The organism is Catellatospora tritici (genome assembly GCF_019083965.1).
Lineage (GTDB): Bacteria > Actinomycetota > Actinomycetes > Mycobacteriales > Micromonosporaceae > Catellatospora > Catellatospora tritici.
Window position 1 is genome coordinate 614,843 of record NZ_JAHRCY010000001.1, and the last position, 15,927, is coordinate 630,769.

At 71.2% G+C, this 15,927-nt stretch carries 11 protein-coding genes; 3 read left to right on the forward strand and 8 right to left on the reverse strand.

The window, feature by feature from the left end; genetic code table 11:
* Nucleotides 1-17: 17 nt before the first annotated feature.
* The 6 genes from KUA19_RS02685 to KUA19_RS02705 form a co-directional block, all read right to left on the reverse strand.
* Complete coding sequence (locus KUA19_RS02685) at nt 18-3,227, reverse strand: ATP-dependent helicase (protein ID WP_217394422.1); 3,210 nt, start codon at nt 3,225-3,227, stop codon at nt 18-20.
* Nucleotides 3,228-3,268: 41 nt separating this feature from the next.
* Complete coding sequence (locus KUA19_RS02690) at nt 3,269-3,613, reverse strand: hypothetical protein (protein WP_217394423.1); 345 nt, start codon at nt 3,611-3,613, stop codon at nt 3,269-3,271.
* Between the two features lie 353 nt (nt 3,614-3,966).
* Nucleotides 3,967-4,257, reverse strand: a complete 291-nt coding sequence (locus KUA19_RS02695; RefSeq protein WP_217394424.1) for a type II toxin-antitoxin system RelE family toxin — start codon at nt 4,255-4,257, stop codon at nt 3,967-3,969.
* The gene (locus KUA19_RS44415) at nt 4,254-4,463 is read right to left on the reverse strand and encodes a type II toxin-antitoxin system Phd/YefM family antitoxin (protein WP_308167287.1); all 210 of its coding nucleotides are present in this window, start codon (nt 4,461-4,463) and stop codon (nt 4,254-4,256) included. The genes KUA19_RS02695 and KUA19_RS44415 overlap by 4 nt, the downstream gene beginning before the upstream one ends.
* Entirely contained in the window at nt 4,457-4,858 is a 402-nt protein-coding gene (locus tag KUA19_RS44420; protein ID WP_308167288.1) for a hypothetical protein, read from the reverse strand. Before KUA19_RS44420 ends, KUA19_RS44415 begins: the two co-directional genes overlap by 7 nt.
* A gap of 111 nt (nt 4,859-4,969) precedes the next feature.
* Nucleotides 4,970-6,013, reverse strand: a complete 1,044-nt coding sequence (locus KUA19_RS02705; protein ID WP_217394425.1) for a M36 family metallopeptidase — start codon at nt 6,011-6,013, stop codon at nt 4,970-4,972.
* A gap of 252 nt (nt 6,014-6,265) precedes the next feature.
* On the opposite strand from KUA19_RS02705, the gene KUA19_RS02710 reads away from it, so the two are divergent.
* Together KUA19_RS02710 and KUA19_RS02715 are read left to right on the forward strand one after the other, a co-directional pair.
* Nucleotides 6,266-6,790 carry a SigE family RNA polymerase sigma factor gene (locus KUA19_RS02710; protein ID WP_217394426.1) on the forward strand — a complete coding sequence of 175 codons (525 nt, stop codon included), beginning with the start codon at nt 6,266-6,268 and terminating at the stop codon, nt 6,788-6,790.
* Between the two features lie 12 nt (nt 6,791-6,802).
* Nucleotides 6,803-8,041, forward strand: coding sequence for a hypothetical protein (locus KUA19_RS02715; protein ID WP_217394427.1), 1,239 nt, complete (start codon nt 6,803-6,805; stop codon nt 8,039-8,041).
* A 119-nt stretch (nt 8,042-8,160) separates the two neighbouring features.
* Here the strand turns inward: KUA19_RS02715 and KUA19_RS02720 are convergent, their stop codons facing one another.
* The gene (locus KUA19_RS02720) at nt 8,161-10,212 is read right to left on the reverse strand and encodes a glycosyl hydrolase family 28-related protein (RefSeq protein WP_217394428.1); all 2,052 of its coding nucleotides are present in this window, start codon (nt 10,210-10,212) and stop codon (nt 8,161-8,163) included.
* Nucleotides 10,213-10,463: 251 nt separating this feature from the next.
* On the reverse strand, nt 10,464-14,243 hold the full coding sequence (locus KUA19_RS02725) for a nidogen-like domain-containing protein (RefSeq protein WP_217394429.1): 3,780 nt from the start codon (nt 14,241-14,243) through the stop codon (nt 10,464-10,466).
* Nucleotides 14,244-14,529: 286 nt separating this feature from the next.
* Here KUA19_RS02725 and KUA19_RS02730 point away from each other — a divergent pair, with 286 nt between their 5' ends.
* On the forward strand, nt 14,530-15,924 hold the full coding sequence (locus tag KUA19_RS02730) for a DUF4407 domain-containing protein (protein WP_217394430.1): 1,395 nt from the start codon (nt 14,530-14,532) through the stop codon (nt 15,922-15,924).
* The last annotated feature ends 3 nt before the right edge of the window (nt 15,925-15,927 follow it).

A 15,927-nucleotide genomic window follows, 5' to 3' on the forward strand; every position in this document is an offset into this window, starting at 1 on the left:
ACGCGCGGGTCGACGGGTCACGGCTCGACCACCTGGCGTCCCTTGCCGGACACCGGGCAGCTCGACTTCACCGGGCACATCCGGCACTTGTCGTTGACCTTCGCCACGAACGTCGAGGCCGCCATGGTCGCGGCGGTGCGGTGCACCATCGCGTGCGCCCAGTTCGGGTCGCCGGACTCGCCGATCGCCTCCTGCACCTGCTCCTTGGCGTCCTTGTGCGTGGTGCCCAACTGCACCAGCGCCGCCCCGCCGGACACGTCCCCCTCCGGGAACCCGCCCTCCTCCACCGCCACCTGGTACGCCCCCAGCTGCGGATGCTCGGGCAGCTCCTCGCGGGTGGCGGTGGTCGTCTTGCCGGTCTTGAGGTCGATCACGACCAGGCGGCCCTGGTCGTCGACTTCGAGCCGGTCGACCCGGCCGACCAGGTCGATCGGGGGTTCGTGCTCGAGTCGTACCGCGAACTCGCGCTCGATCGCGACCAGGCGGCGCGGATTCTCCGCCAGCCAGCGGGTCAGCTTGGCCAGCATGTCCCGCGAGCGGTCGCGCTCCCGCCCGGCCAGCCACTGCGCGGCCAGCTCGATCGCGTCGAACCGCGCCGCCACGTAGTCGACCAGCACCGACGGGTCGCTCATCGCCTCGTCGGCGAGCATCGCCGCCGCGTGCACCAGATTGCCGACCCCCTGCGCGCTGGACGAGGCGGCCGCGCCGCCGTGCTTCTCCAGCAGCCAGCGCAGCCCGCAGCGCAGCGCGCTCTCCATCGTGGACGGGGTGACCCGCACCGGCTCGTCCGGCCCGTGCAGCGGGCCGTCGTCGGTCAGCTCCGGCAGCCCCCACCACTCGTCCGGGTGCGCGCCGGGGATACCGGCGGCGGCCAACCGGGCCAGTTCGCGGGCGGCGGCGTGGCGGCGGGGGCCGTCGGGGCCGACCACGGCCGCGCGCAGCTCCGCCACCAGCGCGGGCAGGGTCAGCGCGCGCGGCGGGCGGGCCAGGTCCAGCTCGGCCACCTCGTCCTCGTCCACCTTCACCGGCGGGGCCAGCTCGAACAGGAACCGGCTCGGCCGGTCCTCACCGTCGGCGCCGCCGACCGCGCCCGAGTCGACCGCGGTCACCACCAGGCGCCGCCGGGCCCGGGTCACCGCCACGTAGAACAGCCGCCGCTCCTCGGTCAGCAGCGCTGCCGTCTGCGCCACGCGCTGCGCCCGCTCCCCGGCCAGCGCGCGATGCGCCACCTCGTCCACCAGTTGCTCCGACCCCAGCAGGCTGCCGCGCAGCCGCAGGTCAGGCCACATCCCCTCCTGTACGCCCGCGACCACGACCACGTCCCACTCCAGGCCCTTGGCGGCGTGCGCGGTCAGCAGCCGCACCGCCTCACCCCGGTCGCCGCTGGCCGCCAGCGAGTCGGCGGGCAGCTGCTGGTCGGCCACGTGCTCCAGGAACGTGTCGATCCGCGCACCCGGCAGCCGGTCGGTGAAGCGGGCCGCCGCGTCGAACAACACCATGATCGCGTCGAGGTCCCGGTCGGCGGTCTCCGCGCGCCGCTGCTGGTCCAGCCCCAGCGCGGGCGACGTCGCCACCCCGGCCCAGCGTTCGGCCAGGCCGGTGGCCCGCCACACCGACCACAGCACCTCCTCGGCGGTCGCCCTCGGCCGTCCGGCCGCCTCCCGCGCGGTGGTCAGCAGCATCGCGATCCGGGCCGCCGGTCCGGCCCAGCGCCGGTCCAGCGCCGCCAGCTCGGCCGGGTCGCGCAGCGCCTCCACCAGCAGCTCGCCCGAGCCGCGCTCGTCCCCGGCCGCCATCGCCAGCGCGCGCAGCCCCTGGCGCAGCCGCCGCTCGGCCATCGGGTCGGCGCCGCCCAGTGGCGAGTGCAGCAGCGCCACCGCCGCCTCCTCGGTGAGCAGCTGGGGCCGCAGCGCGCAGCGCAGCAGCGTAAGCAGCGGCTTCACCGCGGGCTGCTGGTGCAGCGGCAGGTCCTCGGCCAGCACCTTCGTCGGCACGCCCGCCTGCCGCAGCGCCCGCTCGTACGCGGCGAGCTGGTTGTTGGTCGAGCGCATGATCACGGCCATCCGCGACCAGGGCACGCCGTCGACCAGGTGCGCCCGCCGCAGCCGGTGTGCCACGAACGCGGCCTCGCTGACCCGGCTGCGCAGCGCCACCACCTCGACGCCGGTGTCCGAGTCGGGTTCGCGTTCGGGCTGCTCGTCGCGCTGCACCGGCACCACCGGCAGATGCCCCGGCAGCCTGCGGGCCAGGCGCGCCGTCGCCGCGCGGACCACCGGGGCGGCCCGGTGCGCGACCGGCAGGATCACCTCGGCGGTGCCGGGGAAGCGCTGGTTGAAGGTGCGCACGATCTCGGGGTCGGCACCGCGGAACGCGTACGTCGAGCTGTCCGGGTCGGCGAAGGCCGTCAGCGGCAGCCCGGTGGCGATCAGCTCCAGCAGTTCGATCTGGGCCGGGTCGGTGTCGGCGAGTTCGTCGACGTAGACAGCGGACAGCCGGGAACGTTCGGCCGCCAGCAGCTCCGGGTCGCGGCGCAGCAGCGAGGTGGCGGCGCGGACCAGTTCGGCGTGGTCGAAGCCGACCGAGCCGCGGGTGGAGGCGTCGCGCAGGGCCATCGTCTGCTCGTACTCCCGCAGGAAACGAGCGGCGGCCGACCAGTCGTCGCGGCGCTGCCACAGCGGGTCGTCGGGGCCGATGCCGCGCTCCGCGGCGCGCAGCAGCAGGTCGCGCAGCTGCTCGGCGAAGGCGCGGGTGTTCAGCGCGGGCAGCAGGCGCTCGGGCCAGGCGGCGGTCTCGCCGGGCAGCAGCTCGCGGATGACGAGGTCCTGCTCGGGGCCGGACAGCAGGCGCGGCGGGGCCGCGTCGTACAGGACGGCGGCCCTTCTGAGCAGGCCGAACGCGTACGCGGGGAAGGTTCTGACCAGTGGTTCGTGGCCGACGCCCTGGGCGATGCGGGCCTCGATGCGGCGGCGCAGCGACTGCGATCCGCGGCGGCCGAAGGTGAGGACCAGGATGCGCTGCGGGTCGGCGCCCTCGGCCACGCGGCGGGCGACGGACTCGACCAGGGTGGTGGTCTTGCCGGTGCCGGGGCCGCCGCGCACCAGCAGCGGGCCGGAGTCGTGGGTGACGACGCGGAGCTGGGCCGGGTCGGGCAGCAGCGACGGCTGGTCGGAGGCACTGCCCCGGACCAGCCGCCACTCCCGCTGAACGCCGCTGCTCACGCCCCACATTCCACCATGGGCGGGCGACAGCCGACGCGGGCCGACCGGCGTCACGTGTGGTAGATCGCGGCGTACACCTCTTGCCGGCCCGACGTCGTGTCCACGACGGCGTCGACGGTCGCCTTGCCGCTGGTCGTACCCCAGAGGTGGACGTAATCGTGGTCAGCGGTGAAAGCCCAACCGAACTCGGCGACGTCACGTGTTCCGCCGAACCTGACCTGAGAGGCGCCGATGTCAGAGACGTCGTCCACCTCATAGGCGGACAGGAATTCATCGACGCAGGCGGCGTCAGCGGAGAAGTGGAGGTACAACTCCCACCCGAACGGCTCGGCCACCGCATATCGCAGGTGCGGCAGGGCGCAGCCAGGCACGCTTACCTCAAGCGCCTGGGCCACTTCTTCGAGCGAAGCGCCTGAACTATGCGGATAGGCCCTAGGGTCATCGGAACATCCGCTGGTCACCAGCAGGCACAACACTGCCACCGAAGATCCCGCGCGCCTCATGCTCGACTCCCCCGACGTCTGCAGGCTGCCCAGCGTAGTAGCAGGGCGCGAGCCGAAGCGATCAGGAGGCCGATCGCTCGGCAGCCCCCTCTCGACCCGCTGAAGAACATCGTCTTCGAACGATGGTCGGCCGTCAGGTCCGTCCCGCCATCACTCGGGCAACACTCGGCTCCGTGCCGGGTCCCACGCCCCTACGGCCGAACATCAGACGGTGAAGAGATCTTCGGAAGATGGCCGTCCGCCGCTCACGAGTGGTAGACATCGGCGCGGTGATCAATGCGAACCACCTGAACGGAACGTGTCTTCTCGTCGATGCGACAGACGACGCGATACGCACCACGCCGGGCCGAATGGTAAGCGGCGAGTTCGTTCGTCAACGGCTTGCCCACCACGTACGGCCGCTGCAGCAGCGGTCCCATGACGAACTCACCCACAGCAGCTGCCACCGCCATCGGCAGTCCGATCGGTGGCGTCTGGGTCAGCGCACGGCGTGCGGCCGGCGCGAGCGACAGCCGATACGGCTCTTCAAGGGTCACGCGGCTTCCCGCCGTGCACGCGCGGCCAGCTCGGCCCGCAGCTCGGTGGCGTCGACCGCCTGACCCGCGGCGATGTCGGCTTCTGCCTGGCGGATCTGCTCCAGCGCCCCCGGGGTCGACAACAGGTCGAGTGTCTCCTCCAACGCCTCCAGGTCCGACACGGCCATCAGAACAGCCTCCGGTCGCCCATTGCGGGTGATCACCACCCGCTCATGGGTGTCCCGAACCTCGTCCCCACCGACAGCGAGCGCAGGCCGGACACCTGCACCGGTCGCAGGTCGAGCGGCCGGTGCGTCTGGCCGATCTCCAGCGACTCCAACTCCGGTACGCGGTCGGCCAACGCGGACACGTCCGTGAGCTTGTGCAGGTCCAGGTAGAAGCGGCGCAGGTGCGGGAACCAGCGCCGGATGTCGGGTACGTCCGCGAGGCTGACGCCGTACACCCTCAAACCGACCTGGGGGAACTCCCCCATCGCCGCTCCCAGCAGGCGCAGGTCGTCGTCGCTCAGCTGCTCGCGGAACTGGATCCGACCCACGTGCGGCAACCGCGAGCGCACGGCACCGAGGTCGAGCGGTGACGCCACGTCGAGGAAGCCGTCCACGATCCGATTCTGCTGCGTCAGGCAGCCATCGCGCTGGCAGAAGGCTTGACGCGGGTGGCACGGTCGGCTGCGACAGGAGGCCTGTCGCAGCCGACCTGCGGTCCGGAGCTGCTACAGGATGCCGCGAGCGGTGAACGCGGCCTGCACCTGCGCGGCGGCGGCGTTGCCGTACAGCCGCCGCGCCGTCGCGACCGTGGTGACCGCCGCGTCGTGGAAGCTGGTGTCGACGGCGAAGTCGAACTGCGCCTCGATGATCACCGTGCTGCCCTTGACGTCGCCGAGCGCGTTGTGGATGTCCCACAGCGCCCGCGACCAGATCTCCCCGTCGGCGTGTACCTCGCCGCGCACGTCGGCCGGGTACACCTTGGTCCCGTCGAGGCGGCGCAGGCAGTGCGGCGCGGCGGTGTACGACACCGAGTCCCAGTCGGCCACGCACGCCTCGGCGGTGCTGGTCGGCACCCCCGTGGTCCAGTCGGTCACCACGATCGACAGGTAGTCGCCGAAGCCCTCGCCGATGGCCCCGGCCTCCATGCTCGTGCCGAAGCCGGGCACCTGGCCGTCCTGCACCGAGTGGCCGTACTCGTGCAGGATCACCTCGGCGTCCTCGGCGTCGTCGACGCCGCCCTTGCCGAGGGTGATGTTGGCCTTGTCGTCCCGGAAGAACGAGTTGTCGCCGCCGAACTGGTCGATGCGCAGCTCGATCTGGCGCTGGTTGACCGGCCGCAGCGTGCTGCCGAAGCCCAGGTGCTGCAGGTAGTGCTGGGCGGTGGTGACCCAGTAGTAGCCCATGACCTGTTCGAACTGGTCCTTGTCGCGGTGCCAGTCGGCGTAGGCGCCGTTCACCGCCTGGGCGCGCTGGCCGGTCTTGCTCTTGACCGCCACGTACGCGCCGGTGAGTGTGCCGGAGCCGTCGAGGTCGGTCAGCGTCACCCGCCGGTACGCCGCCGCGAACGCCGGGCTGTCGGCGTCCTTGTCGTCGGCGAGGTTCTGCAGACCCAGCTGCTGCACCGGGTTCGGGTAGAACACCGTGCCGGTCGCGGTGTATCCGTAACCCCCGCCCGCCTGGGCCCCAGTGGCCGCACCGGTGACGGCGGCGGCGACAGCCACCGTCACCGCGGCGGCGACGGTGGCGCTGCGGAGTTTGGACAGTTGCACGTCTGGCTCCTCCCATGAGATGTGCCCAGCCTATGAACGGCGGGACGTGCCCCGACTCATCCGACCTACCGACCACGAAGTCGCGCCCGCGACACGCCCCACCCCGGATCGATCATGAAGTTGTGGGCATGACACACCGTCGAACACGGCCATAGGTTCATGATCAACCGAAAAGGGGGGTGGGCGGTACAACCGGGGTGGGGGTGGGGGCCGTCTGAGGTCTGCAATGGACATCTAGGGACGGGGGTTCCGATGGCTCCGGAGAAGACCGGGCAGCGGGACGCGGAATACGCGGAGTTCGTCTCGGCGCAGCTGCCGGCGCTGCGTCGGACGGCTTACCTGCTGTGCGGCGACGCCCATCGCGCAGACGACCTGATACAGGAGGCGATCACCAAGCTCTACGTGCGCTGGCACCGGCTTGGTGAGGTGGAACGGCTGGATCGCTACCTGCGCACCATGCTGGTGCGCGAGTTCCTGAACGAGCGGCGCCTGGCCTGGGCGCGGGTGCTGCTGTTCGGGCAGCCGGTGTACGAGCCCGTGGCCAGGGCCGACGACACCGAGCAGCGGCTGGCCGTACGTGCCGCGCTGGCGCGGGTGCCCCAGCGCCAGCGGGCCGTGCTGGTGCTGCGCTTCATGTGCGACCTGCCCGTGGACGAGGTGGCCCAGCTGCTGGGCTGCTCGGCCGGGACGGTCAAGAGCCAGACCTCGCACGGCCTGGAGTCACTGCGCAGGCACCTGGGCAACCGGGTGGATCTCGTCCCCGCCCTGGCCGATTAGAGGAGTTCGAGAGTGAATACCGAGGAAGAGTACGGCCGCCGGCTGCTGGGGCCGCTGGTCGAGGAGCCGACCGCCCCATCGCGGATCGACCTGTCCCAGGCGATGACGTCCGGGCGCAGGCGGCGCCGCACCCGCCAGGCGGTGGCGACGACGGGGCTGCTGGCCGTCGCCACCGCGGCGGTGATCTCGCTGCCGATGGTGATCCAGCGGGTATCGGCGAACCAGGCCGAGCCGGGCGCGAGCGGATCCGCGTCGGCGGTCGCCAGCCCGGCGGTGTCGCCGAGCCCGGCCGCGCCCCGCTACGACCGCGGCGGCGCCCCGGCGCTGCCGACCGCGTGCAAGGCGACGGCCTTCCCATCACCCGGAGGCGGGCACAGCTACGTGCGCGCCGTCGACCCCACGGGGCACTGGGCGGCGTACCGGACGTACATCAACGGGACCAACGCGAAGATCTGGCACGACGGCAAGGTCGACGCGGTGAAGATGCCCGGTGAGGACAACGGGTTCGAGGCGATCAACAGCGCAGGGGTCGCGGTCGGGCAGACGTTCGTCGGCGAGGCGGGCTCGAACGCGATGGTGTACCGCGACGGCGGCGTGGCGAAGCTGCCCGGCGGCGTCGGGGCAGCACCGAGCGGCATCAACGACGACGGCGTCATCGTCGGCGAGAAGGACCACAAGCCGATCGTCTGGCGCGCGGCGACCAGCCGGCCGGAGCCGCTGCCCATGCCCGAAGGTTTCACCTGGGGACAGGCCAACGACATCGACGACGACGGCACGATCGTGGGTCATGTCTCCGATGGCACCGGGGGCAGCCGGGTCGCGTACGTGTGGCTGCCGTCCGGAAAGGGCAAGGCGCTGCCCGCGCCCGTGCTCGACGGGGTCACCGCCAACGACTTCGACGCCCGGAAGGTCACCAACGGCTGGGTGTCGGGGTACGCCACGTTCGCGGGCAAGGAGGCCAACTCGGTCCGCTGGGACCTGGCCACCGGCAAGGTCGAGGCGTTCGCGAAGCTGCAGTGGAGCAACGACGTCAACGCGTACGGCTGGATGACCGGGATGAGCGACAAGAACCGGGCGGTGCTCACCGACGGCACCACGTACGTCGTGCTGGAGGAGATCTTCCCGATCTACCAGGAGTACGGGATGAACTTCGGCGAGTCGATGAGCGACGACGGTCGCGTCATCGTCGGCCAGAACGACGACGGCGCCCACGACGGTGTGCAGCGCGCCCTGCTGTGGCGCTGCTCGTAACGCCGCTCGTAGCGCACGCAAGAGGGGCGCCCAGGTCACCCTGAGCACCCCTCCGGGGGTTTGGAAGGGCACCTTCTACATCGGAAAGCAATGAGAAGGTGCCCTTCCTTACTTCAAGTTCACCAGGTGGACGGGGCCGGCGGCGCCACGACTGGCGGGCGGTCGTCGCAGGTGATGGTGTTGGGCAGCTCCCACGAGGCGAACCAGGGGCCGGTGGTGCCGCCACCGTCGTTGCCACCCAGGTCGGTGAAGGAGAACTCCGAACCGGCGGGCGTGAAGTGGAACGACCCGCAGTTGTTGATGCCGACCGCGCCCACGTTGCGCGCGTCGACGTTCTCGAACGAGGCCGAGCCGGCCGCGCGGGCGCTGACCACCGAGGTGCCGGTGCCGTCGACCCGGACGTCCTTGAAGTGCACGTTCGAGATGGTGTACAGGTCCTTCACCGGCCAGTCGCTGACCAGCATGATCGCGTTGTAGGTGCTGTCGAGGAAGTGGTCGCCCACGACCTGGATGTCGGCGTCGATGCTGTGCTCCAGCGCGAGGAACCAGATGGCCCCGAGGCCGATGTTCCAGTTCAGCTCGTACGTGCCAGCGCGCACCGTGGTGTTGTCGGTGATCGCCAGCGTGCCGGTGAACGGCTGCGCGCCGAAGCGCGAGCCGACGTGCAGGCCGCTGCCCTCCCGGATCGGGTCGGCGACCAGGTTGTTCGACACCGTGTTGTCGGTGCCGCCGTAGATCGCTATGCCGTTGGCCAGGGTCGGGGTCTGCACCGTGTTGTGGTCGAAGACGTTGTTCGCGTTCGCGATCTGGTCGGACCACATGGCCAGGCCGTCGTCACCGGTGTTGCGGATGAAGGTGTTGGACACCGACGAGTTGGTGACGCCCTTGCGGAAGTTGATCGCGTCGGCGATCTGGTCCGCGATGATGCTGTTGGTGATCTTCAGGTTGTCCATCGGACCGTCGAACCACATGCCCACCTTGGTGTGGTGGAGGTAGAGACCGTCGATGGTGGAGTCGCTCAGCGACCCGCCGACGCCGTTGACCTGGTCGGTGTCGATGCGCTCGCGGACGTCGCCCTCGATCGCGAACCCGGACAGGTGCACGTTGCTGCTGCCGCCGGCCTCGGCGTACTTGCCGTAGAAGCCGACCCCGGTGTGCACCGAACCGTCGGCGGCGGGGGTGCTCAGCGCGACCTCGCTGCCCTTGATCACGGTGTACCAGTTGCCCGCGCCCTCGATGGTCACGTCGTCGACGATGATGTGCCGGTTGACCTGGAACACGCCCGGCGGGACGTAGACGCTGAGGTGGAAGCGCTTGGCGAACGCGATCGCCTGGTCGAACGCGTCGGCCGAGTCACGACGGCCCGTCGGGTCGGCGCCGAACAGCAGCACGTTCGCCGCGATCAGACGCACCTTCGGCGCGCCGACCAGCTCGGTGTCGAGCAGGTCGATCGTGGTCGTGGCGGCGTTGCTGCCCGCCGGGGCGGTCAGCCGGATCCGGTCGCCCGCCTTGTACGTCTTGCCGAGCAGCAGGCGCTGCTCGTCGTAGAAGTGCATGGGGCGGAACGGGGTGGCGATGACCGGCGCCGGGTCGGTGTACTGCGGCACGCAGCCGCACTCGGTGATCCACCAGTCGGCGTGCAGCAGTCCGGCGGTGGGGTCGTTGCTGAACGGGTACTGGTTGTACAGCCACGCGTACTGCGAGGTCAGCGTCAGGGTCTTCTTGTTCTTGCCGTTGACCGTGACGTCCAGCGGCGCGGTGATGCCACCACCGGTCGGCGCGTCCGGAATGCTGTAGCGCACCGTGATCGCGTTGGCGGCGCCGGGCAGCGTGAACTCGACATACTGCCCCGGGGTCAGCTGCACGGCCTTGCGGCCCGAAGCCTCCGCCGCCAGCGTGTACGCGGCCCGGCCGGTGATGACCGAACCGTTGTGGACCGCGTTCTCGGCCTCCTGCTCGGCGAAGGCCACGGCGGCACCGCGACCTGCGACGAGCGACGGGTCGAGAGCCGCCCTGGTGACGACCGGGGCGGCGGGGGCGTTCGCGGCCAGAGCCGGGGCGGCGTTGCCGACCACGAGGCTCAGGCCGACGGCGGCCGTCGTCGCGGAGGCGACCGCCACCGGCGCCCAACGCCGGCGGGACCACCTCGCTCCTGTGATGCTCCGAGACATCGATTTGACTCGTTTCTGTCGGAGGGGTGAACGCCAAAGACGCTCTCGGCGGAGCGGACGCCAGGAGGTGAAGCTGACTCTAAGTTGCCGATGTCTGCTCCCACAAGCATCCCGCGAAATCTTTCCGTAACCTTGCCCGACAGATTCGTCTGTCCATTTGGTTATTGCGCGATTGTCGTAACTAAGTTGCGGAAAACAGGAGCCGCCCGGAGGGATGCCTCCGGGCGGCTCAGGTGCCTTGGCAGCTGCGACTAGCGGATCTCGAAGACGTGCACCCCCGGCTGTGCGCTACCGGTCGACGTCGCCACCAGGCTGCCGGGCGAGCCGTCCAGGAAGCTGCCGGGCACGCGGGAACCGGCCAGCTCCAGGTAGGTGCCGGCGGCTCCGGTGCCGTTGGTGTATCCGACGGTCGCCGAGATCCCGCCCAGACCGTCCTCACCGTCGGCCTCGCCGGTCTCCCAGGTCAGCTTCGTGTACCGCAGCACGACGTCGAACGCGCCCGCAGCCACGTCGGACCGGTTCACCAGGTAGATCTGGAAGGAGTTGAGCTTGTCGGCGCGAGCGTTGTAGTAGCCGACGTCGGCGTAGTCGGCGCAGAACGCCTGCCTGCCGTCGACCGTGCCGAAGCCGTACCGCGCCGGTTGCGAGCCCTCGCCGCGGGTGTCCACATCGGCCCACCAGCCGGCCACCATCGCCGCCTGCGTGGACGCCAGCGGCATCGGGGTGAACTCGTCATAGGGACCGGTGAAGGTCAGATTGCCGTTGTTGTTGACCCACACCGAGTCGAACTGCCTGCCCCGGAAGTTCACCGGGAACGGCAGCGGGATCTCCGGACTCGATCCGTCGTCGGTCGGCGTCACGGCGTTGGCCTGGCAGCTCAGCCCGCGGACCGCGCCGTCGACCGTGAACCGGTACGCCCCCGTGAAGCCGCCGGAGTCGAACACCACCAGCCGGTACCGCCCGCCCTGCCGCAGCTGCGACGCCCCGACGAACCCGCAGCCGTTGCCGCGGCTGCGCGCGATCGGCTGGCCGTCCGGGGCCACCAGCGTCATCGAGAACGTCGCCGGGTCCGGGCACACCCCGTCCGTGGTGACGCTGAGGTCACTGCCGGCCTGCGCCGTGAAGAAGAAGGCGTCCGCCCGCAACGGCGAGTCCAGCGACCCGTCGACGGTCTGACCCAGCTCGATCTCCCGGCTGTCCTCCACCGGCGCCCCCAGCGGGCCCTGCTCCACCGTGGTGCGCAGCAGGTTCGCCACGACCGCGGCCTGCTCGGCCAGCGAGTCGTCGCCGGTCAGACCGACGTCCAGGATGCACTGCTCCAGCCCGGCCCCGGGGCGCAGACCGTGGTCGCGGCAGACCTGCTCGGCGTGGGCCCGCACGTCGGCCGGCAGCGACTGGATCGTCGGCCGGGCCGTCGGCACACGCGGCAGCGCTTCGACGTCGGGCAGCGCGGACCGGAACAGCGACAGCGCGCCCTCGACCCGCCAGCTCTCGCCGAACGCGCCGTAGAGCTGCCCGCTGTCGAGCACGTCGGTGACCGCAGTGCCGGTGCGCCCGGCCAGATCGCCGACCCGCTCGCCGTCCGCGTCGCCCAGCAAGCCGCGGACGTGCCGTTCACGCTGCTGCGACAGGTCGACGAAGGTGTTGTCACCGGTGACTCGGCCCGCTGCCAGCTCGGTGCCGTCCGGCCAGCGTACGACCGCGCCCCGACCCGACGAGAAGGTCAGCACCGCACCGCCGGGCAGGTCGGTCCGGCTCCCCTCGCTCAAGGCCAGGTGGACGCCGTCGAGCGTGGCGTACACGGGGTCGCCGGGGTGCAGTGAGGGCTCGTCGCCGAAGGCGATCACCGAGCCGCCGACCCGGGCGGCGATGGCGCGGTTGAAGGCGATCGTGGGATCGCCCCGCCTGCCGTAGCGGGTCTGCACCTCGAAGTCGTCCTCGGTGGACTCGACTGTGGTGTAGTCGCCGGTGGCCTGGAAGTCGTAGCTGACGCCGTCGAACGTGATCAGGTGCGGGTCGCCGTAGCTGCCGCCGGAGCGCGGTGGACGCCCGTTGTCGGGGACCTGCGTGCCGTCCGGCGGGATTCCTTCGCCGGAGTCGCCGCCGGGCGGCAGGTCGTCGTCGCTGTCGTCGTCACAGACGTCGCCCCGGCCGTCGCCGTCCTCGTCCGCCTGGTCGGCGTTGCTGAGCCGGGGGCAGTTGTCCAGGGTGAACGTGCCGCCGTCCCACGGCTGGGCATCGGGCATGCCGTCGTTGTCGGTGTCGTTGGCCGGGTAGTAGTCCGTCGCGTCGATCGTGAACGGCGCCACCGCCGCCTGCGCCCGGAACCGCAGCGGGCTGGCGAAGGTCCCGGTCTGCCCGAACGGCAGCGGGGTGACCTCCAGCCTGCTCATCGGCAGGGCGTACAGGTACATCGGGTTGCCGGGGACCACGTCGCCCGGGCAGAAGTCGATCGAGTCGTTGACGATGATGGTGGGCTGCACGTCCACGTCAACGTGGATGAGTACCCCGTGGTCGGTGGCGGTGGGCCGGAAGGTCATCGGTCCGGTGAAGTCGCGGCGGTCCGGGACCGACCCGAGGACGGCACTGGACATCCCGGCGTTCCCAGCGGTCAGCCCCGGCGTGTTCCAGTTCTCCCGCACCTTGAAGTTCAACCTGCGGTCGGCACCGATCGCGTGGTCCGCCGACGGGAAGCTCTCCAGCGTCCGTACGGTCGGCGAGCCCGGCGCGGACAGCGGCGGCGGCGCATCCAGGATGGCGAGTTCCAGCTCGCCCTGGATCTTCACCACCTCGTCCCGAACCGGATCGACCAGCCCGAACGACGGATCGTCAGCGTTCACGGGAGTGGCGATCGGCGCGCCGCCGTCGACGTACTCGCTCCACAGGCGCAGGGTCGTCGAGCCGCCCAGCCCCCACAGAACCGGCAGCAGCGTCCCCTGGATCCACAGCCGCGCGCCGTACGCCTGCACGGGATTGGCCGGCGTGCAGGGTTGCGCGAAATCGATGGTGAACCTGAGCTCCAGTCGCAGCTCCAGCCCCTGAATCCGGGTCAGCTGTACGACCAGCTTGTCCGCGACGGTCCTCGGTTGGAGACCGACCGGCGACATGGCGTCGGGGTCGAGACCGACCAGCCTCACCGCGTCGGCTCCCACGCCCAGCACGGCGGGGTCGAGGGTGACGGTGATCGGTCGCGCGAACGACAGCCCGGTGGGCGAGATGTCCAGCACCGGCGCGCCCAGCCGGTCTGTCGCGCCGCTGAACAGCAACTGGGTGAAGTTGATGTCGGTGGGGCGGCCAAGCGCGCCGCGCGGGACGTCCACGCGCCAGCCGATGCCGGTGAAGGTGCCGCCCTGGACGCCGACCCTGGTCGGCGCGGCCAGCTTCTGCATCAGGACGTCCTCGACGACCCCGGTCGTCCCGGCGATGCTCGCGATGCCCGCGCGACCCAGCCGCCCGGTCGCGCGCACCGCGACGACCAGGTCGCCCTCGGGCAGGCGGGTCAGCGTGTAGCGGCCGTCGGCACCGGTCGTGGCTCGGCGGTCGGCGTAGCGGACGGTCGCGCCCGCGATCGGAGCGCCGGACAGCGCGTCGAGGACGCGCCCGGAGACGCTGCCGGGGCGGCTGGTGAGCTTCTGCTCGACCGACGCCTTCCGCGTGTAGACCCGGCCTCGCATCAGCGCGGTCGCGGTCAGGTCGTTGCGGCAGCCGGGGTGCAGCGGGACCTCCGCGGCGTACGTACCGTCGTCCTCGGCGACCACGTCGACCGGCAGCGCGCCGCCGGTGATGCGTACCGTCGTCCCCGGCAGCGCCCGGCCGGTGGTCGCGGCACTGCCCCGGGCCGTCCTGGTCGGCGCGGACAGGGTCAGCTCCGCCTGCGGCGCGGGCGGCTGCGGCTGGTGCGCGACGGCCTGGCGGCTCGCACCCGCGCTCGCGGTCGCGGGCAGCAGCGCCGCCACCAGCACGCCCGCCAACGGCAGCAGCAGCCAGCGCGCCGGGCGTCTGGATCGGTCGCGGACTCTCAAGCGGACCACGCCACTCTCCTAGCTCATGACTGTAGGTAGCGTGACCGTGACACTCCTTCACGTCCGTACACAATGGATGTTGGCAGTTTCGGCACCCCGGGGCCGGTGCAACGGACCGATCTCCGGCCAGGTCCGGCCGACCAGTGTCCGGTACCGGCCCATGGGATTCCCCCGGACGGCACCTGGAGGACCGGGTGTACCCGGGCACTAGGGGGCAACACTGACAACCCCCGGAGAGACAGACAGCGTTGGCACGGCGAGGATCGAACAGTCACCTACGGCTCAGGAGCGCGGCGTGTACCCCACCGAACCGAACGCACAGCCCGAACCTGCTCCGCACCGGCCCGCGCACGCGGCCGACCCGGACGACACCGCACCGTTGGCCCTGCCCGCGGCCGAAACCGCCGACCCGGCACCGGCACCGGCCGAGCCCGAGGCCGCGGTCGCGAAGCCGCGGCGAAAGTGGCCGAAGCTGGAACTCGGGCGGCGACTGCGGGTGCTGGCCGGGGTGGACGAGGCACTGCTCGACCGGGTGCCCCAGGAAAGAGCCTGGTACACCTCGCTCGGCGGCGTGGTGCTGGGCACCGCCACCATCGCGGCGTTCTCCATGTTCTTCGCGATCAGCCAGGCGATCGGCGGCTCGCACTGGCTGGTGATCGTGCCGGTCGCGGTGTGGTTCCTGTTCATCCTGAACGTCGACCGCTGGCTGGTCTCCAGCCGCCTGGGCACCGGCTGGTTCCGCCGGGTGCCGGTGCTGGTGATGCGCGTGCTGATGGCCGTGTTCTTCGGCATCGTCATCGCCGAGCCGCTGGTGTTGAAGATCTTCGAGACCGCGGTGGTACAGCACGTCGCCGACCAGCGCACCGAGCACCTGGCCGACCTCGCCGGGCGGCTCAAGGTGTGCAACCCGGTGCCGGGTTCGGCCGACGCCGCCCCGGCCGACTGCAAAGCCACCGAGACGTTCAACTTCGACCAGTCCCCGGTGGCGACGCTGCGGGAACTCCAGGCCCGCCGGGCCGACGCCGACGCCCTGCTCAAGACGATCGACGCCGACACCGCCCAGCTCCGGGCGATCAACGACCTGGCCCGGCGCGAGTGCGTCGGCGACTCCGGCGCCGGTCTGACCGGTCAGCGCGGCGTCGGCCCGAACTGCCGCCGCCTGCGGGCCGAGGCGGACACGTTCGCCCGCAACCACAACATCTCCGGCAACAGCGCGAAGCTGGCGACGCTGCGTACGCAGATCTCGGAACTGGAGTCGGCCGCCCGCGCCAGCCACGCCGCGTTCGAGGCCGAACGGGAGGCCAAGGTCAAGGCGCGGGTCGAGGAGGAGCGCAGCCACCAGGGCGCCATCGGCCTGCTGGAACGGCTCGGCGCGCTGCACGACCTGGCCGACAGCAGCGGGGTGCTCGCGGTCGGCATCTGGGCCGTGCGCATCTTCTTCATCCTGGTCGACTGCATGCCGATCCTGGTGAAGTTCGTCGGCGGCACCACCACCTACGACCGGTTGGTGTCCCAGCAGCTCGCCGTGGCCGAACGCGACCTCAACCACGACATCGAGGCCGAGTACGTCGAGCGCGAGGCGACGCTGCGCAAGCGCAAGGCCGAGATCGACCTCGAGGTGCTGGAGCACAAGGCCGAACTCAACACCCGCCTGCACCGCGCCGCCGACCGCCTCAGCGAACGGATCTGAGTG